Here is a 17,099-nt window from a genome sequence, read left to right on the forward strand (position 1 = left end):
TGAGACCATGTTGAAATTCGTAAAAGGTCCATTGGAAAGTATAGAAGGGGTAGCGATCTATCCCATCATCTCACTGCTTATATTCTTCATCTTTTTTACCGCGCTCTTCTGGTGGGTGTTCACTGCTAAAAAGGATTATATCAGGAAAGTGAGCGACATTCCTTTAGACCAGGAAGATGAACTAATGATGCCTATCATCGTAAAAGATAACAAATCATGAAAAATACATTTTCAGTATTAAGAATTAGCGGACTTATCGCCCTGGCGATCATACTGGCAGAGCTTACCATTGAAACCGGTGATAAATCTGTTTTGGAAGTCTATCCAATTTTCTGGCTTGTTCTTGGAGTGATCCTGTTTCTAGCAATTGCCATCGAAGTTTCGGTAGCAGCTTTGGACAAGACCTTATATATGTCTTTGAAACCCGATGATCGTGCAGCTTACGATGCAGCCATGGCGGTAAGGGAAAAGAATCGCTTTGCCTGGTTCAAGGAAACTTACGACAAGCTGCTGGACAAAAAGCCAATTGAAAATGAAGATGAGATCATACTTGATCATAATTATGATGGGATCAAAGAGCTGGATAACAATCTTCCACCCTGGTGGCTTTATGGTTTCTACGCCAGTATAATTTTCGCCGGAATTTACCTGGCAAGGTACCATGTTTTCGATGGTGCTACTCAAAAAGAGGAATATCTGGCTGAGGTTGCAGAAGCTAAAGCAGCCGTGGAAGCTTATAAAGAAAATGCCAAAGGTCTTATTGATGCTAATACTGTTGAATTGCTTACCGGGACTGAAGATATCAATGCCGGGAAAGCAATATTCTCAGGAAATTGTGCCGCCTGTCACAAGATTGATGGGGGAGGTGGAATTGGTCCTAATCTAACCGATTCTTACTGGATCCTTGGTGGTGGTATCAAGAATGTCTTCAATACAATTTCTGAAGGAGGACGTGCGGGGAAAGGGATGGTTTCCTGGAAAACCGATCTAAAACCTGAAGAAATGGCGCAGGTCGCCAGTTATGTTCTGAGTTTACACTCCACAACTCCTCTAGATCCCAAAGAACCTGAAGGGGAACTATGGGTAGATCCAGATGCGAGAGTGGATGAGGTTGAGGTGGAAGCGATAGATTCAGCTTCTGTTGAAATAGAAATGAGTTACGAGGAAGAGTAAAATCTGCATATTTTGGAAAAAGAGGAGCACGAAAGGTTTAGGGACAGTATAGGAACGGTTACTTCAGAAGGTAAACGTTCCTGGGTGTATCCCAAAAAACCTGATGGTATATTATATAAATATCGGCAGTGGGTAAGTTATTTTTTACTGGCCATACTTTTTGCAGCTCCCTTTTTAAAGATCAATGGGAATCAATTTCTCATGTTCAACGTACTGGAACGTCGCTTCAATATCTTCGGAACAATTTTCTGGCCGCAGGATTTCTATCTCTTTGTTCTCATGATGTTGATAGGAGTTGTGTTCGTGGTTTTATTTACGGTAGCCTTCGGAAGAATATTTTGTGGCTGGATATGTCCCCAAACGATCTTTATGGAAATGGTTTTCCGAAGAATTGAATACTGGATTGAAGGGGACAGGGGCAAACAAATACGATTGGACAAGCAGCAATGGAATGCTGAAAAGATCAGGAAAAAAGCAACCAAATGGTTCATTTTCTTTGTGATCTCCTTTCTTATCGCCAACGTGTTTCTGGCTTATCTTATAGGGAGTGATAGATTGCTTCTTTACATACAGGAAGGACCGCAGGCACATCTTAGCACCTTGATCTCCTTGCTGCTTTTTACCGGAATCTTCTATTTTGTATTCGCCTGGTTTAGAGAACAGGTTTGTATCATAGCCTGTCCATATGGTAGGCTTCAGGGTGTTCTGCTGGACAATAAATCTATTGTTGTTGCCTACGATCATAAACGTGGAGAAAAGGAAGAAGGTAGAGCGAAATTCAGAAAAAATGAAGATCGTGAAGCAAGTGGGAAAGGTGATTGTATCGACTGTTTTCAATGTGTGCAGGTTTGCCCTACAGGAATAGATATTCGAAATGGAACCCAGCTGGAATGTGTGAATTGTACAGCATGTATAGACGCCTGCAATCATATGATGGATGCGGTGGATCTTCCGCAGGGATTGATTAGATATGCGAGTGAAGAGAATATTGAGAAGCAAAAGAAATTCAGGTTTACCCCGCGTATTAAAGGCTATGCTGCAGTTTTATTTATCCTCGTTACGGTATTAAGTGGCATGTTGTTTTTGAGAAGTGATGTGGAAGCCAATATTCTCAGGCTACCCGGCCAGCTTTATGAACATAAGGATGGCAATATCATTAGCAATGTATACACCTTTAAACTTATTAATAAAACTTCTGTGGATTACGATAATGTGAGGTTTGAAATCAAGTCGCATCCCGGAACTATAAATACTGTAAAAGGGAATTCCATGAGCATTCCTGCGAACGGCATGGCCGAAGGAACATTGTTCGTGGAAATAAACCAGGCAGCACTGGAAAACGAAAAAGATAAGATCGTTATTGAAGTTTATAACGGCGAACAATTATTAGAAACTACCGGTACCACTTTTCTGGGACCAAGGAGTTACCATTAATCAGTAGAAATTATGAAGATAAACTGGGGAACAGGAATTGTAATTGGAATGCTCGCATTCGTTAGCTTCATTATGTACTTTGTCGTCACCATGATGAGCAGTTCAGACTATGACCATGATCTTGTGGTAGAGGATTATTATAAGGCAGAGTTACATTATCAACAGGATATAGATGCGCAGGAAAATGCTCTTGCACTCAATGAACAGATCAGCCTTGAAAGAAGGGGTGATAGTTTAATAGTACTTTTTCCTGAAGGGATTGACCTTGAAAAAACTACAGGTATGGTAAGCCTGTACAGACCTTCCAACAAGAATCTCGATTTTAGTATTCCCTTTTCTGAAATTAAAAGTTCTGAATTTGAGATCCCGGCAGATCAACTTGTGAATGGGAGATGGAATGTTAAGGTTACCTGGCAGAATAGCGAAAAGGAATTCATGTTTAAAACTGAAATAGTCTATTAAATGTTGTTTTCTGCGCTTATATTTGGATTACTTGGAAGCTTCCATTGTATTGGTATGTGTGGGCCTATAGCATTTTTGCTTCCTCTGGATCGGGAAAATAAATTCAGGAAATTCCTGCAGATATTTCTCTATCACTCTGGTCGTCTTTTTTCCTACGGAATCATAGGACTGTTATTTGGAATTGCCGGGAAAAGCCTGTCTCTTTTTGGCCTTCAACAGCAATTATCTATCATTATCGGGATCATTATGCTGTTTCTTGTACTTATTCCGAAGAAAAAACTAGGTAGATTCAATCCTGAAAATGCCAATTTCAAAGTAGTGAAGGACCTGAAAAACTACCTTGGTAAGGAATTGAAAAAGAAAAATCCAGACACTTATTTTACCGTTGGTTTTTTGAACGGTTTCTTACCCTGCGGACTCGTATATATGGCAGTTTTTGGAGCGGTTGCCGGAGGTAGCGCACTATACGGTAGCTTATATATGGTCATTTTTGGAATTGGAACCATCCCGTTGATGACCAGTGCGATCTGGTTGAGTAACGTGATTTCTGTAAAAAACAGAATATATATTCGTAAGCTAATCCCTGTTTTTATAGCTATCATCGCCATACTATTTATCATTAGAGGAATGGGGCTTGGTATTCCTTACCTCTCCCCGGGAGAACCTATCATGAAAATAGGCTCAGTCATGGAATGCCAACCTTGAAAAACTGCTAAGCGAGGCTTGATTTAAAAACAGGTGAAATTTCGCTTTATCTCCGAAACTTCAGTCCTCATACTTGAATTTTGTGGAGATGCCTTGAATATTTCAAATACCCTTAGACTCCACGATATCCAGTTCTGCTAGTTTCTCCCTCGTAAGCGGTTTTCTAATTACTTTCTGAACATATGGATGCGAGCGGATTTTCTCTACTTCTTCAGCATCACTGGAAAAGGTAAGTACGTAAACAGTTACATTATAATGAATTCCGGATTCCTGTAATTTGTCCAGTAATTGCTGCCCGGAAAGAATAGGCATATTGAGATCAACGAAAATCAAGACCTCTTTTACCTCCTGGTCCATGCTAGTAAGTTTATCCAGCGCCAGGCTGGAATCATCATATCGTTCCAGAGAATTTTCAGGAAAAAATTCCTGAATAAAAAGTTTTTGTATCGAGTTTATGATTGATTCATCATCAATTATAAAAATTCTATCAAATTTGGTATTCGCCATCAGTCTTCCATTCTTTCAATAAGCTCCACCAATGCCTGCATAGTCATTGGTTTCACCAGATAATTTTTTACCGCATTATAATCAGAAGCCTTTTGCCTGTCGGCTTCATTGATACTACTGGTCAGGATATAGATTGTAATCTGCTTCTCAATAGGTAATTTGGTAAATTCATCTAAAAATTTCCATCCGTCCCATACCGGCATGGTGAGATCTAAAAGAATGATTTCCGGGAGTGTTTTCTTGCTTTCCCAGTCTAGTTTGAGTCCATCGTAGGCTTCTTTTCCATTGTTATAGATCCGGATATTATCTATATATCCTGAAGATTGAAGGTATCTTTTAGAAAGGTAAATATGAACCGGGTCATCTTCTATTAGACAGGCTAAATTAATTTTGCTCATTAGGTAGTTTGATTATAATTTTTGTTCCAACATTCACTGTACTTTCAATTTCAATAGATCCGTTCATATTTTCAACTTGATTTTTTACCAGGAATAAACCTACGCCTCTCGCATCCTCATGTTTATGAAAAATTTTATACATTTTAAAAAGATCCTTGCGGTGCGTATCCAGGTCGATACCAATTCCATTATCCTCAATTTCGATTCTTACCAGCTTATTTTGAAGATCCTCTTTAGCAGTGATCTTAATCGTACTATCTCTATCTGACGAAGAATATTTGATTCCATTAGTGACCAGGTTCAGCAGGATACTCTCAATATAAGCCCTGAGGCCATACACAGTAACTGTTTCCTCAACTTCAGTACTTATATCAATATTTCCGGTTTTCGTAAGAGGTTCTACGCTTTCCACGATTTTGTCTACTGCAGCTTTTAATTGCACGATTTGGAAATCTTCCTGTCCGGATACATTTACTTTCACAATATCATTAAGATCATGAATGGTAGATTCCAGGTTTCCTGAGGCTGTTTTAAGATGTTTGAAAGGTTCTTCTACTTTAATCTCCGGGTTGGATTCACTTAAGAAATCAAGTAATAATGATATACCACTGGAATGAGAACGTAAATTATGAGAAACGATATGTGCGAAATTTTTCAATCTGTCATTCTGCTTCTCGGTAATGGAAAGCAGCTTTTCGATCTTCTGAAAGTTCAATTCCTGTAACTCTTCATTTTCTTTTTGCTCAGAGATGTCTTCAATAAAACTCCAAATGATCTTCCTGCCATTGGGGTCTTTGGCTAAAACCCCTCTCAACAATACCGGGTATTTTGTTCCATCTTTTCTTATATATTCTTTTTCATAAGGCCCGTACTTACCTGTATCATCCAGTTCTTTGAGTTGCTCTTTCTCCATCTCCAGATATTCCTCCGGTGTCAACTCAAAGTAGGTGAGATTTAGAAATTCCGACTGGCTGTAACCTGTAGGCTCTACCAGTCTCTTATTAACTTCGATAAAAGCTCCAGTTTCGTAATCGTTTAAGGCGATCCCTAATGGAGACAAATTGTATAGAGATTCAAGCAGTTTTTCCCTAAATTGTATCTCAACATCCACTTTCTTCTTTTCAGTAATATCCCGATGCAGCCCATACATTCTGGTTGGTCTTCCAGAGGCATCTCTTTCAAAGATCTTACCCTGGCTGGAAATCCATAAATACTCCCCGTTTTTGTGCTTTATTCTGAATTCACTGCTGAACTTTTTCTTCTTTCCGTCAAAATGTAATTGCACTTGTTGCTGAAGAGGCTGGAGGTCTTCAGGATGAACGATCGTTCTCCATGAATCAACCATCTGGTTAGGGAACTCGCTTCGAGAGTAGCCGGAAATTTGAAACCAGACATCACTAAAGCTTATCTGGTCATTTACGATATCCCAGTCAAAAGTGGCAGTCTCGGTACCTTCAATGATATAATTGTCTTTTGTTTGCTCCCTGAGAAGGTTGTCATTGAGCTGTTTTAACTCATTAGTCTTTCGGGAAAGCTCGATTGACTTCATCACCTGGTTCGCTACCATTTTAAGCTTCTCTAATTGTTCTTCGGAAAAGCTTTTACGTTTAAAATCTATAGAGCATAAAGAACCTATGGAATAACCGGCAGAATTGGAAAGCGGAACACCTGCATAGGAAAGAATTGGATTTTCTCCCGTTACAAATGGATTATTTCTGAATCTTTCATCTTTACGGGCATCTTCTACCACCATAAATCCTTCCGAAGAACTAATAGTATGAGCACAAAATGTAAACTCCCTCGGGAACTCTCTTGTTTCGAGGTCCATACCATAAGCCGACTTTATATATTGCGTATTCTGGCCAATTAAAGTGATCAGGGCACTGGGAGTACCGCAAATCTCAGCAGCCATAGCGCTCAAAAAATCAAGATCTTCATCATCGATTTTTTGTTGCGGCTTATATTTTTCAACTTCGAGATTTCTTCTCTTGTCGTTGTCAGGAATTGGAATATTCTTCATTGGTTACGAATGTTGGGGCTGTACATTGGAACCTTAAAACTAAAACATTTATTTTGAACCCGACCTTCAATTCGTGCGCTATGATTTTTTATAGTTCTGAATAATGCTTAAGTGAAGACCGAATATGAAGTTGCAGAAGAAAAAATTCCTGAAAAGTATAGCTTCTCAGGCAGAACGAGAATACAGGAATTCCCGGTTTTGCTGAAGTAGAAGTTCTGACCCGAAAGTGAAATATAGACGGAGCCTATTGTTACAAAGGCTTTTATTGCCTATTTTTGAAAGGACAGAGAGTTTTTATGTCTCTGTAATTCAGGGTGATGCATAGATGAAATTTTAATTCTAAACTGATCTTTACGTATTTACGTAAATATTTCAGAAATTCACTCACTAACAAATGACATATCGTTCATTTAATAGTATGTGTTTTCGGGTTAGTTGCCTGAATCTTTAGGTGTTATACTTTTAATTATGAGCCGTTTGAGAATTTTGCTTCTTAGCTTGGGTCTATTCTGTGGAATAGCCTCATCGGCTTATGCCCAGATGTCACCTCCAGAACCTATGGCTAAAAACAATAATGAAAATCGTAAAGGTCCTCCATGTGATCCTGGTAACGGGAACGGGAACGGTCCCGGCGGTAATGGAAACGGAAATGGCGTTCCTCCACCAGTAGGGCTTTGCCTTCCTATTGATGGTTATGTATATATTTTAATGGGTGCGGGTCTGGTAGTTGGTTGTTACCAGCTTAGAAAATTTGATCTCGCCTAGGAAAGCTCGGTGATTCGCTTGACATATTTCCCGATCACATCAAACTCAAGATTAACGGTATCTCCCTCTTGCAGATCTTTAAAGTTCGTGTGCTCATAAGTATACGGAATGATCGCTACAGAAAATTCTGTCGCTTTACTGTTCACCACTGTAAGACTTACTCCATTAACTGTAATAGATCCTTTCTCAATCGTAAGATTTCCAATCCTCGGGTCGTACTCAAATGTAAAAAGCCAGCTACCTTCTGTTTCTTTCACCTCTGTACAAGTCGCTGTCTGGTCAACATGTCCCTGCACTATATGCCCATCAAGACGTGCACCTAGTTTCATTCCTCGTTCAAGATTAACAGAATCTCCCTTCTTCAGATTTCCTATATTCGTCTTATTTAGGGTTTCCTGAACTGCAGTAACTGTATATGTATTATCTTCAATAGAAACCACTGTAAGACAAACACCATTATGAGAAACACTCTGGTCTATCTTTAATTCCGGAGTCATTTCCGCAGAAATCTTTAGATTCACATTGCCTTCCGACTTCTCTATAGCTACAATTTTTCCTATTTCTTCTACAATCCCTGTGAACATGCTATTCTATAATAATGGTTACATTTGTGTGTAAAATTAAAATATTATATCGGGAAAGTTTATGAAACAGGAGGAAATGATCAAACTGGGGATTAGTATTGGAGATCTGAATGGAATTGGGAGTGAGATCGTACTGAAGACTTTCGACGATGCGAGAATGCTGGAATTTTGTACTCCTATTATATTCGCATCTTCTAAGATCATCAATTTTCTTAAAAAACATTACAAGCTCTCGTTGAACTTCCAGGGGATCGACGATCCTTCCAAAGCAATTGATGGAAAGATCAATGTAATGAATGTCTGGAAAGAGAATGTAAATATCAAGTTTGGTGAAGAAGATAATGAGATTGGTAGTTTTGCATTTAAATCTCTTGCTGCGGCTACTTCAGCATTAAAAAATGATAAGATCGATGTGCTGGTTACCGCACCTGTTAATAAGTCGACTATTCAGTCTGAAGATTTTAAGTTTCCGGGACATACAGATTATTTAGCCAGGGAACTGGGAGGTGAAAGCTTAATGTTGATGATCACAGATAATCTGAAGGTTGGTTTACTTACAGATCATGTTGCGTTGAAAGATATCGCTTCCGTTATAACTCCGGAACTCATAGAATCAAAGATTAATACCATCAGTAAGACCTTAAAACAGGATTTCAGGGTTCAGAAACCTAAGATCGCTGTGCTGGGCATCAATCCGCATAGCGGTGATAATGGTGTGATTGGGAAAGAAGACGAGGAAACTTTAAAGCCCACAATTCAAAAACTGAGAGATAAAGGACAATTGGTATTCGGCCCTTATTCTGCAGATAGTTTCTTCGGCTCAAAAAATTATAAGAATTTTGATGCCGTTGTGGCTTCTTATCATGATCAGGGTTTAATTCCTTTTAAAACGCTATCCTTTGGAAGAGGAGTAAATTTTACAGCAGGATTGAAAAAGGTTAGAACTTCTCCAGATCATGGAACAGGTTTCGATATTGCGGGGAAGAACGAGGCAAATATTAATTCTTTTAAAGAGGCTGTATTCAAAGGGATCGAGATCTATAAAGCTCGTGAAGAATATAAGGTGCTCACAGAAAATCCGTTGAAGAAACAAGGCAGGAAGATATAAACAAAAATTTGTTTATAAAAAGAGCATAATTCATTAATTTTTATATCTTTGCACCCGCCTTAACGGAAACGTGAGGCACTCAAAACTGAGGAGAGATGAGGAATTTAGCGGAGTTTACGATCCCCTTCAAGGGATTAAAGCTTGGGAAGCACCAGTTTGAGTATGAGTTAGATAACAGGTTCTTTAAACATTTTGAGTACGAGGAATTCAACAGTGCAGATGTAAAGATCGACCTGCTGTTTGAAAAGAAAAGCACCATGATGGAGCTTACTTTTAATGCAGGGGGAACAGTAAATGTTAATTGCGATCTTACTAATGAGCCTTATGATCAACCAATAGAAAACACGCTTTTCCTGGTGATTAAGTTTGGCGATGAATTCGACAATGAAGATGAAGATCTACTTATTATTCCCCATGGAGAATATGAGGTGAATATCCAGCAATATATTTATGAGCTGGTGGTACTTGGAGTACCAGCAAAGAGAATTCATCCGGGTGTTGAAGACGGCACATTAGAATCTGATGTACTTGATAAGTTGGAAGAACACAGTTTGAAAAGTCAGAAAAAGAGAAATGAGGATGATATAGATCCTCGCTGGGACAAATTAAAAAATTTATTAAACGAATAATTAATAGGAAGCCATGGCACATCCAAAGAGAAAAATCTCGAAAACCAGAAGAGATAAGAGAAGAACACATTATAAAGCTTCAGCTCCAAAAGTTGCTGTAGATGCTGTAACAGGTGAAGCACACTTGTATCACAGAGCTCACTGGCACGAAGGTAAACTTTACTACCGTGGTCAGATCTTAATTGATAACGCAGAAGAAGTAGAGGCTTAGTAAAGTCTTAGAGCTTCAAGAATTATAGGAAACTCTCACGTTGTGGGAGTTTTTTGTTTTTAGTTGATTAAGTCCCAAAAAGACCTTAATTTGCACGCCGGTTTGATTAATATTTAGTAATTTTCTAAGAATGAAGCTATTATATTTCCTGCCGATGAGGGGTGAATTAAATCCAAATTTATGAGCAAAATCACAGCAGCGATTACAGCTGTAGGTGCTTATGTACCTGAAGATATTTTGACCAACAAAATGTTGGAAGAATTGGTGGATACCACAGATGAGTGGATTCTCAGCAGGACAGGAATTAAAGAAAGACGAATACTCAAAGATCCCTCTAAGGGAACTTCTTACCTAGCCGTAGAGGCAGCCAAAGATTTGATTAATAAGACAAATCTTGATCCGGCAGAAATAGACTTAATCATTTTGGGAACAGTAACTCCAGATATGCCTGTAGCGGCTACAGCCGTTCATGTGGCTTCTGAGATTGGTGCTGTAAATGCCTTTGGCTACGATCTGCAGGCGGCATGCTCTAGTTTCCTTTATGGAATGTCTACCGGAGCGGCTTATATAGAATCTGGAAGATATAAGAAGGTTCTGGTTATTGGTGCAGATAAGATGTCCTCTATCCTTGATTATACAGATAGAACAACCTGTATTATTTTTGGTGATGGAGCGGGAGCTGCGCTAATGGAACCTAATTTTGAAGGTCTGGGATTACAGGATGAATTACTAAGATGTGATTCCATTGGACGTAATTCTCTTAAAATAGCTGCAGGTGGATCTCTATTACCACCATCTGAAGAAACTGTCGCTAAAAAACTTCATTATGTACAGCAGGATGGAAAGACCGTTTTCAAATTTGCTGTCTCGAACATGGCCGAGGTTAGCGCCGAAATCATGGAAAGAAACAATCTTACGAATATAGATGTAGACTGGCTGGTGGCACACCAGGCAAATAAGCGCATTGTAGACGCGACTGCCAAGAGAATGAACCTTACAGAGGAGAGCAAGGTATTAATGAATATAGCGAGGTATGGCAATACTACTGCTGCAACCTTACCTTTGTTACTCAGTGATTACGAAAAACAATTTAAAAAAGGAGATAATTTAATATTTGCCTCTTTCGGAGGTGGCTTCACTTGGGGAGCTACTTACCTTAAATGGGCTTATAACTCATAAAAACCAACACCAATATTATGGATTTAAAGGAAATTCAGAATCTGATTAAGTTTGTGGCCAAATCTGGCGCAAGTGAGGTTAAACTTGAAACAGGTGATGTAAAGATCACAATTAAAACAGGTTCAGACGATAAGGAAACTACCATAGTACAACAGGTTCCTATGGGAGGACAACAACTTCAGCAAATGCCAGCACAACAGCAGGCTCCAGCTCAACAAACTGCTCCTCAGGAAGCTGCTCCAGCTGCTGAAGAAAAGCAGGCCGCAGATGATGATTCTAATTATATCACTATAAAATCTCCTATTATCGGGACATTCTACAGAAAGCCATCTCCAGACAAGCCAACATTTGTTGAGGTAGGAGACTCTGTAAAAGAAGGTGATGTGCTTTGTATCATTGAAGCGATGAAACTTTTCAACGAGATCGAAAGTGAAGTATCTGGAAAGATCGTAAAAGTACTGGTAGATGATTCATCTCCTGTAGAGTTCGATCAACCACTTTACCTGGTAGATCCGTCATAAATTACTGCCCATTTTAACACCTGTAAGCCCATTTATGGGCTTCAGAACTTTAAAAGCAACTAGGTATGTTTAAAAAAATATTGATTGCAAACAGGGGAGAAATTGCACTTCGTGTGATTCGTACCTGTAAGGAAATGGGAATCAAAACGGTAGCGGTTTACTCTACTGCAGATGCTGAAAGTCTACACGTTAGATTTGCAGATGAAGCGGTTTGTATTGGACCACCACCAAGTAACCTTTCCTATCTTAAAATTTCGAATATCATCGCTGCAGCAGAGATTACCAATGCTGATGCGATCCACCCAGGATACGGTTTCCTTTCTGAAAATGCTAAATTTTCCAAGATCTGTGAAGAGCATGATATTAAATTCATTGGAGCTTCACCAGAGATGATCAGTAAGATGGGAGATAAGGCAACGGCCAAAGCTACAATGAGAGCGGCTGGAGTACCATGTGTTCCTGGATCTGAAGGGATTATAAAGGATTTTACAGAATGCCAAAAACTGGCCAAGGAAGTTGGATACCCTGTGATGCTGAAGGCGACTGCCGGTGGTGGAGGTAAAGGGATGCGAGCTATCTGGAAAGAAGAAGAGCTGGAACCAGCCTGGGAATCTGCCCGTAAAGAAGCAGCAGCATCTTTTGGAAATGATGGGATGTATATGGAAAAGCTTATTGAAGAGCCACGCCATATCGAGATCCAGATCGTAGGAGACAGCAGCGGGAAAGCCTGTCACCTTTCTGAAAGAGATTGTTCTGTACAAAGACGTCACCAGAAACTTACTGAAGAAACTCCGTCACCTTTTATGACAGATACGCTCCGTAAGAAAATGGGTGATGCTGCGGTAAAAGCTGCTGAATATATTAAATATGAGGGTGCTGGTACTGTCGAATTCCTTGTTGATAAGCATAGAAATTTCTATTTTATGGAAATGAATACGCGTATCCAGGTTGAGCATCCAATTACAGAGCAGGTGATCGATTACGATCTTATTCGTGAGCAAATCCTTGTAGCTTCTGGAGTGCCAATTTCAGGAAAGAATTATATTCCGCAGTTGCATTCTATCGAGTGTAGAATCAATGCAGAAGATCCATATCATAACTTTAGACCATCACCTGGGAAGATCACTAATCTTCACGCACCGGGAGGACACGGAGTTCGTATCGATACCCACGTTTACAGTGGCTATGTGATTCCTCCAAATTATGATTCAATGATTGCGAAATTGATCACTACCGCTCAAACAAGAGAGGAAGCGATCAACAAAATGAAGCGTGCACTGGACGAATTTGTGATAGAGGGTGTGAAAACCACGATTCCATTCCACCGCCAGTTGATGGATCATCCAGATTATATTGAAGGTAATTATACTACTCAATTCATGGAGGATTTTAAAATGAAACCTCTGGAAGAATAAAAACTAACCCCGGAACTTCCGGGGTTTTTTATGCGCTACTTTTTGTAATTTGACCTGAAACTAAAAACGAACATGAATCTTTCCTTCTGGGAACATGAATCCTGGTTCAATAGTGTCGACTATTGTATTGTAGGCAGTGGTATCACGGGTTTAAACTGTGCTCTGCACCTGCAAAGATCAAGACCTTCGGCTAAAATTATTATTCTTGAGAAAGGGCTGCTTCCAGAAGGAGCTAGCACCAAAAACGCCGGTTTTGCCTGCTTCGGAAGTATTTCTGAAATCCTTGATGATCTTAAAACTTTATCTAAAGATGAAGTGGTTGAGCTAGTAGAAAAGCGTCGTAACGGACTCGCATTACTTCGGAAAAATCTGGGTGACACACAGATCGATTTTCAGCAGAACGGAGGATACGAGCTTTTTACCAGAGCAGATAAAGAATTGTACCAGCACAGTATGGAGGCTATTCCGCGAATTAATAAATTTCTGAAGCCTGTTTTTGGAGAGTCCGTTTTTAGAGAAACTTCCAATTCTTTTGGCTTTAGTAATATCATGCCGAGACTTATTGTGAATCAATTTGAGGGACAGATCGATACCGGTAAGATGATGCAAACACTATTGAAAAAAGTATCTTGTGAAAATATACAGGTGCTCAGCGGTATCAAAGTAAATTCGTTTTTCGATGAAGAACATTTCGTTAGGATCGAAACAGATAAATTTCAAATTTCAGCTAAAAAATTATTGATCGCCACTAATGGGTTTGCATCAAGCCTTGGACTTGAAGATGTAAAACCTGCCCGTGCACAGGTATTGATCACCAAACCCATCCAAAATATGAACCTTAAAGGCACTTTTCATCTGGACAGAGGTTATTACTATTTTCGAAATATCGGTGATCGAGTGCTTATTGGAGGTGGTCGTAACCTGGATTTCGAAGCTGAAGAGACCGAACACATGGGCACAACCCCGCTTGTCCAGAACAAACTGGAGCACTTATTAAAAACCTGTATCTTGCCTGAAACCAAATTTGAAATAGACAGAAAGTGGAGCGGAATCATGGGGATTGGATCCTCAAGGCAACCAATGGTGAAGGCACTTTCCAGAAATGTAAGCTGCGGAGTTCGCCTTGGCGGTATGGGGATCGCAATTGGTAGCCTGGTTGGAAGAGACCTGGCCGAAATAACATTGAATTCATGATCAGAAAATTTTTCAGATTTATCATCAAGATACTTCTTGGACTGTTCCTGTTTAGTATTGCTATCGTAGTGATCTATAAATGGGTGCCAGTTCCTTTAACTCCTTTAATGGTGATACGTTACTTTGAAAATCCAGAGGAAGATATTCAGCACGACTGGGTAGCAATGGATGAAATATCAGGCCATCTCCAAAAAGCGGTTATCGCTAGTGAAGACCAGAATTTCCCTACTCATAGTGGCTTTGATTTTAAAGCGATCAAGGAAGCTATGGAAGATAATCGCAATGGAAGAAAGATTCGTGGAGCCAGCACAATCTCACAACAAACTGCGAAAAATGTTTTCCTGTACCCGGGAAGAACCTGGTTACGGAAAGGTCTGGAAGCATATTTTACATTCCTGATCGAAATAATTTGGGGTAAAGAACGAATTCTGGAAGTCTATCTAAATAGTATTGAAATGGGTAAAGGAGTTTACGGAGCGCAAGCGGCGTCATTGCACTGGTTTGGTAAGGACGCGGTAAAGCTCGGTGCGTATGAAGCTGCGGCCATTGCCGCTGTTTTACCGAATCCAAGAGTATATCGAGCAAGTCCGGCATCTTCTTTTATTACCAATAGAAAAAACTGGATCGTAAGGCAAATGCAAAATCTTGGTAAACTCAGCTTAGACTAAATGGAAACGATTAAACAGGAGTTGCTAGAAAAATGTGAGCATTTTATTCAGCAGAAAACAGCTGCTTTGCATAATGCGATGCAGGGATTAAAACAGGATCTGGAAAATGAATCCAAGAGTAGTGCCGGAGACAAGTTCGAGACTGGTAGAGAAATGATCAATATCGAGTGGAACAAAATTAGCAACCAACTACAGCAGTATGAGCAAATGCGGTCTGTTTTAAAGCGGATCAATGTACAGGTTGACTCTGGGATTGCAAAAGCAGGCAGTATCATTTTTACTGAAAATGCTAATTATTTTATTTCTATTCCAGCTGGGGAAATCATCGTTCAGGATACAAGATTCTATGCCATAGGTAGCAAAGCTCCTGTTGCCATCGCCATGCTTGGAAAAACTGAGAATGACAGCTACACTTTCAATCAGCAAAATGTCCTAATTAAAAAGATTATTTAATTCGGCTTTCCAACACTCCATCTTTCACTTTAAAACAAATTTTTTTGCCGGCGATTAATTCTTCATGGTGATCTATTAATATAGATCTATTTCCAGCTGAAACTTCAACCAGGAAAACTTCACCTTTAAAATATGATTTGCTTACTGTAGCTTCGATGCCAGATTCTGCGATCTTTAATTCATGAGGATATACCACAACTTTGTTACTATTTTTATGATCTGTTTTCAGTAATGTGACAGGAATATAGTTTACGTCTCCAAACAGGCTGGCGACATAGTGATTTTTCGGTTGTTCATATAATTCCCGCGGAGTTCCCTGAGCATAGATCTTTGAGTTTTTTAGAACAAAGGTTCTATCGGCAAAAGCCAGTGCATCGGTACTGTCGTGTGTGGCAATGATACAGGTGATTTTCTGCTCCTTCAGGTAAGAAAAAAGCTTTCTTCTCAACTTATTTTTTCTGAAGTGATCAATATGGCTAAAGGGTTCATCGAGCAAGAGGATTTCTGGTTCTTTAGCGAGAGCACGCGCCAAAGCGATTCTTTGCTGCTGCCCGCCACTTAGTAATTTCGCTTTTTTATCAGCAAGGTCGGTCATTTCTACAACCTCCAGCAATTCTTTGATTCGGCGTTTTTTCTTGACAGGATAAAAATTACTTAGATATTTCCCCACATTATCAGCAGCGCTTAGTGGCAACATCAAATCAAAATCCTGGGCGAGATATTTAATAAAGTCTTCCCCGGGAACCAGGTTGAAATTAGGACCCAGAAGCTCTTTATCTTTCCAGGTGATCTTTCCTTCTGTATGTAGGAGGCCGTAGATGAGTTTAAGCAAGGTGCTTTTACCACAGCCACTTTCACCAATGATCGAGATGTTCTCAGCCGGTTTTATGTTCATATTGATATTCTTCAATACAGGCTCAGTATCATAGGCAAAGGAGACGTTCTTAAGCTGAAGCATAGGTTAAATTCTTGTTGAAATTATCATAATATAAGTTTCCGGATATGGCTATTTCCGTAACTTATTTTAAAGCTAAAGAACATAAATTAGAATAGAATCATCGAATGCAAAAAATAGTCGTTTACGATCTCAATAAGACCTTATATCAAAAATCTTCCAAAGATGAATTTTTCAAATTCGTATGTTATAAAAATGGGTATAAGTTGATAAGACTTGCCCAACTTGGATGGTTGAAAATGCTGGGAAACATGCGGCTTGTCAGCAAAACTGATTTCAAAGAGAATTTCTACGATTACCTCAAAAATCTGCATCCGGAAACGGTGAAAAAGTATGCAGAGCAATTCTGGAACCTGGAATACCCAGAATTCTTCAGAAATAAAATGCTGGAAGATATTAGGAAATTTGATGAGCAGGGTATCAAGGTGTTTGTGGTTACCGGCGGATTCGAAGTCTACACGAAATATCTGGAACAAATTCTTCCCGTTCAGGTACTTGGAACAAGAACGACCTATAAGAATGGTAATTATTCTATTGATGGCAAGGCTTGTAACGATGAAGAGAAAATAAGACGTTTAGACGAAGCGCTGGGAGAGTATGAATTGCTGGAAGCTTATTCAGATGATGATGAAGAGATCCTGCATAAAGCTAAAAAAGGGTTTCTGGTGGACGAAGAGTCTGGGGAATTAAAACAGGTAAATTAAAGCTTCCTGAAATA

21 protein-coding genes are annotated in these 17,099 nt (G+C 39.5%); 16 read left to right on the plus strand and 5 right to left on the minus strand.

The features are described 5' to 3' along the window. Window positions 1–7: 7 nt before the first annotated feature. Genes ACSHZO_RS07860 through ACSHZO_RS07880 form a run of 5 tightly spaced genes read left to right on the plus strand, consistent with a single transcriptional unit; the run spans window position 8 to window position 3,774 of the window. On the plus strand, window positions 8–220 hold the full coding sequence (locus tag ACSHZO_RS07860; protein WP_026913726.1) for a cytochrome c oxidase subunit IV: 213 nt from the start codon (window positions 8–10) through the stop codon (window positions 218–220). After that, entirely contained in the window at window positions 217–1,173 is a 957-nt protein-coding gene (locus ACSHZO_RS07865; protein ID WP_295179736.1) for a cbb3-type cytochrome c oxidase N-terminal domain-containing protein, read from the plus strand. Before ACSHZO_RS07860 ends, ACSHZO_RS07865 begins: the two co-directional genes overlap by 4 nt. Before the next feature lie 12 nt (window positions 1,174–1,185). Then, window positions 1,186–2,607 carry a cytochrome c oxidase accessory protein CcoG gene (gene ccoG / locus ACSHZO_RS07870; RefSeq protein ID WP_298246937.1) on the plus strand — a complete coding sequence of 474 codons (1,422 nt, stop codon included), beginning with the start codon at window positions 1,186–1,188 and terminating at the stop codon, window positions 2,605–2,607. A gap of 12 nt (window positions 2,608–2,619) precedes the next feature. Then, window positions 2,620–3,069 (plus strand): FixH family protein, encoded by a 450-nt coding sequence (locus ACSHZO_RS07875; protein WP_298246938.1) that lies wholly within the window; start codon window positions 2,620–2,622, stop codon window positions 3,067–3,069. Further along, on the plus strand, window positions 3,070–3,774 hold the full coding sequence (locus ACSHZO_RS07880) for a sulfite exporter TauE/SafE family protein (RefSeq protein WP_298246939.1): 705 nt from the start codon (window positions 3,070–3,072) through the stop codon (window positions 3,772–3,774). Between the two features lie 102 nt (window positions 3,775–3,876). On the opposite strand, the gene ACSHZO_RS07885 is transcribed toward ACSHZO_RS07880, so the two are convergent. The 3 genes from ACSHZO_RS07885 to ACSHZO_RS07895 are packed head-to-tail and all read right to left on the minus strand — an operon-like array spanning window position 3,877 to window position 6,699. After that, window positions 3,877–4,281, minus strand: a complete 405-nt coding sequence (locus tag ACSHZO_RS07885; RefSeq protein ID WP_298246940.1) for a response regulator — start codon at window positions 4,279–4,281, stop codon at window positions 3,877–3,879. Continuing rightward, complete coding sequence (locus tag ACSHZO_RS07890; RefSeq protein ID WP_298246941.1) at window positions 4,281–4,679, minus strand: response regulator; 399 nt, start codon at window positions 4,677–4,679, stop codon at window positions 4,281–4,283. The genes ACSHZO_RS07885 and ACSHZO_RS07890 overlap by 1 nt, the downstream gene beginning before the upstream one ends. After that, window positions 4,666–6,699, minus strand: a complete 2,034-nt coding sequence (locus ACSHZO_RS07895; RefSeq protein WP_298246942.1) for a PAS domain-containing protein — start codon at window positions 6,697–6,699, stop codon at window positions 4,666–4,668. Before ACSHZO_RS07895 ends, ACSHZO_RS07890 begins: the two co-directional genes overlap by 14 nt. 468 nt (window positions 6,700–7,167) lie before the next feature. Here ACSHZO_RS07895 and ACSHZO_RS07900 point away from each other — a divergent pair, with 468 nt between their 5' ends. Then, window positions 7,168–7,464 (plus strand): hypothetical protein, encoded by a 297-nt coding sequence (locus ACSHZO_RS07900; RefSeq protein WP_298246943.1) that lies wholly within the window; start codon window positions 7,168–7,170, stop codon window positions 7,462–7,464. On the opposite strand, the gene ACSHZO_RS07905 is transcribed toward ACSHZO_RS07900, so the two are convergent. After that, window positions 7,461–8,048, minus strand: a complete 588-nt coding sequence (locus ACSHZO_RS07905; protein ID WP_298246944.1) for a riboflavin synthase — start codon at window positions 8,046–8,048, stop codon at window positions 7,461–7,463. The genes ACSHZO_RS07900 and ACSHZO_RS07905 overlap by 4 nt on opposite strands. 61 nt (window positions 8,049–8,109) lie before the next feature. Between ACSHZO_RS07905 and pdxA the strand changes: the two genes are divergently transcribed. The 9 genes from pdxA (at window position 8,110) to ACSHZO_RS07950 (ending at window position 15,426) form a co-directional block, all read left to right on the plus strand. Beyond that, window positions 8,110–9,156, plus strand: a complete 1,047-nt coding sequence (pdxA, locus tag ACSHZO_RS07910) for a 4-hydroxythreonine-4-phosphate dehydrogenase PdxA (protein ID WP_298246945.1) — start codon at window positions 8,110–8,112, stop codon at window positions 9,154–9,156. Between the two features lie 95 nt (window positions 9,157–9,251). Further along, a complete protein-coding gene (locus tag ACSHZO_RS07915) occupies window positions 9,252–9,785 on the plus strand; it encodes a YceD family protein (protein WP_298246946.1) in 534 nt (177 codons plus the stop codon). A 13-nt stretch (window positions 9,786–9,798) separates the two neighbouring features. Next, window positions 9,799–9,996 (plus strand): 50S ribosomal protein L32, encoded by a 198-nt coding sequence (rpmF, locus tag ACSHZO_RS07920; protein ID WP_141876327.1) that lies wholly within the window; start codon window positions 9,799–9,801, stop codon window positions 9,994–9,996. Window positions 9,997–10,176: 180 nt separating this feature from the next. Then, window positions 10,177–11,175 (plus strand): beta-ketoacyl-ACP synthase III, encoded by a 999-nt coding sequence (locus tag ACSHZO_RS07925; protein WP_298246947.1) that lies wholly within the window; start codon window positions 10,177–10,179, stop codon window positions 11,173–11,175. 17 nt (window positions 11,176–11,192) lie between these two features. Then, window positions 11,193–11,696 (plus strand): acetyl-CoA carboxylase biotin carboxyl carrier protein, encoded by a 504-nt coding sequence (gene accB, locus ACSHZO_RS07930; RefSeq protein ID WP_298246948.1) that lies wholly within the window; start codon window positions 11,193–11,195, stop codon window positions 11,694–11,696. A gap of 65 nt (window positions 11,697–11,761) precedes the next feature. After that, window positions 11,762–13,111, plus strand: coding sequence for an acetyl-CoA carboxylase biotin carboxylase subunit (gene accC / locus ACSHZO_RS07935; protein WP_298246949.1), 1,350 nt, complete (start codon window positions 11,762–11,764; stop codon window positions 13,109–13,111). Window positions 13,112–13,183: 72 nt separating this feature from the next. After that, window positions 13,184–14,305: an NAD(P)/FAD-dependent oxidoreductase gene (locus ACSHZO_RS07940; protein WP_298246950.1), complete on the plus strand. Its 1,122-nt coding sequence runs from the start codon at window positions 13,184–13,186 to the stop codon at window positions 14,303–14,305. Next, window positions 14,302–14,973, plus strand: coding sequence for a monofunctional biosynthetic peptidoglycan transglycosylase (gene mtgA / locus ACSHZO_RS07945; protein WP_298246951.1), 672 nt, complete (start codon window positions 14,302–14,304; stop codon window positions 14,971–14,973). Before ACSHZO_RS07940 ends, mtgA begins: the two co-directional genes overlap by 4 nt. Further along, window positions 14,974–15,426, plus strand: coding sequence for a transcription elongation factor (locus tag ACSHZO_RS07950; protein ID WP_298246952.1), 453 nt, complete (start codon window positions 14,974–14,976; stop codon window positions 15,424–15,426). On the opposite strand, the gene ACSHZO_RS07955 is transcribed toward ACSHZO_RS07950, so the two are convergent. Beyond that, entirely contained in the window at window positions 15,419–16,384 is a 966-nt protein-coding gene (locus ACSHZO_RS07955) for an ABC transporter ATP-binding protein (RefSeq protein ID WP_298246953.1), read from the minus strand. The genes ACSHZO_RS07950 and ACSHZO_RS07955 overlap by 8 nt on opposite strands. A gap of 104 nt (window positions 16,385–16,488) precedes the next feature. Between ACSHZO_RS07955 and ACSHZO_RS07960 the strand changes: the two genes are divergently transcribed. After that, window positions 16,489–17,085 (plus strand): HAD family hydrolase, encoded by a 597-nt coding sequence (locus ACSHZO_RS07960; RefSeq protein ID WP_298246954.1) that lies wholly within the window; start codon window positions 16,489–16,491, stop codon window positions 17,083–17,085. Window positions 17,086–17,099: the final 14 nt, after the last annotated feature.

Origin of the sequence: Christiangramia sp. 3-2217-3z, assembly GCF_051195275.1 — a bacterium.
Classification (GTDB): domain Bacteria; phylum Bacteroidota; class Bacteroidia; order Flavobacteriales; family Flavobacteriaceae; genus Christiangramia; species Christiangramia marina.

Excerpts from the sequence above, each read along its gene's own strand:
- ACSHZO_RS07860 (WP_026913726.1), top strand. The coding sequence starts at position 8 with ATGTTGAAATTCGTAAAAGGTCCATTGGAAAGTATAGAAGGGGTAGCG.
- ACSHZO_RS07865 (WP_295179736.1), top strand. The coding sequence starts at position 217 with ATGAAAAATACATTTTCAGTATTAAGAATTAGCGGACTTATCGCCCTG.
- ACSHZO_RS07875 (WP_298246938.1), top strand. The coding sequence starts at position 2,620 with ATGAAGATAAACTGGGGAACAGGAATTGTAATTGGAATGCTCGCATTC.
- ACSHZO_RS07880 (WP_298246939.1), top strand. The coding sequence starts at position 3,070 with ATGTTGTTTTCTGCGCTTATATTTGGATTACTTGGAAGCTTCCATTGT.
- ACSHZO_RS07885 (WP_298246940.1), bottom strand. The coding sequence starts at position 4,281 with ATGGCGAATACCAAATTTGATAGAATTTTTATAATTGATGATGAATCA.
- ACSHZO_RS07890 (WP_298246941.1), bottom strand. The coding sequence starts at position 4,679 with ATGAGCAAAATTAATTTAGCCTGTCTAATAGAAGATGACCCGGTTCAT.
- ACSHZO_RS07895 (WP_298246942.1), bottom strand. The coding sequence starts at position 6,699 with ATGAAGAATATTCCAATTCCTGACAACGACAAGAGAAGAAATCTCGAA.
- ACSHZO_RS07900 (WP_298246943.1), top strand. The coding sequence starts at position 7,168 with ATGAGCCGTTTGAGAATTTTGCTTCTTAGCTTGGGTCTATTCTGTGGA.
- ACSHZO_RS07905 (WP_298246944.1), bottom strand. The coding sequence starts at position 8,048 with ATGTTCACAGGGATTGTAGAAGAAATAGGAAAAATTGTAGCTATAGAG.
- pdxA (WP_298246945.1), top strand. The coding sequence starts at position 8,110 with ATGAAACAGGAGGAAATGATCAAACTGGGGATTAGTATTGGAGATCTG.
- ACSHZO_RS07915 (WP_298246946.1), top strand. The coding sequence starts at position 9,252 with ATGAGGAATTTAGCGGAGTTTACGATCCCCTTCAAGGGATTAAAGCTT.
- rpmF (WP_141876327.1), top strand. The coding sequence starts at position 9,799 with ATGGCACATCCAAAGAGAAAAATCTCGAAAACCAGAAGAGATAAGAGA.
- ACSHZO_RS07925 (WP_298246947.1), top strand. The coding sequence starts at position 10,177 with ATGAGCAAAATCACAGCAGCGATTACAGCTGTAGGTGCTTATGTACCT.
- accB (WP_298246948.1), top strand. The coding sequence starts at position 11,193 with ATGGATTTAAAGGAAATTCAGAATCTGATTAAGTTTGTGGCCAAATCT.
- accC (WP_298246949.1), top strand. The coding sequence starts at position 11,762 with ATGTTTAAAAAAATATTGATTGCAAACAGGGGAGAAATTGCACTTCGT.
- ACSHZO_RS07940 (WP_298246950.1), top strand. The coding sequence starts at position 13,184 with ATGAATCTTTCCTTCTGGGAACATGAATCCTGGTTCAATAGTGTCGAC.
- mtgA (WP_298246951.1), top strand. The coding sequence starts at position 14,302 with ATGATCAGAAAATTTTTCAGATTTATCATCAAGATACTTCTTGGACTG.
- ACSHZO_RS07950 (WP_298246952.1), top strand. The coding sequence starts at position 14,974 with ATGGAAACGATTAAACAGGAGTTGCTAGAAAAATGTGAGCATTTTATT.
- ACSHZO_RS07955 (WP_298246953.1), bottom strand. The coding sequence starts at position 16,384 with ATGCTTCAGCTTAAGAACGTCTCCTTTGCCTATGATACTGAGCCTGTA.
- ACSHZO_RS07960 (WP_298246954.1), top strand. The coding sequence starts at position 16,489 with ATGCAAAAAATAGTCGTTTACGATCTCAATAAGACCTTATATCAAAAA.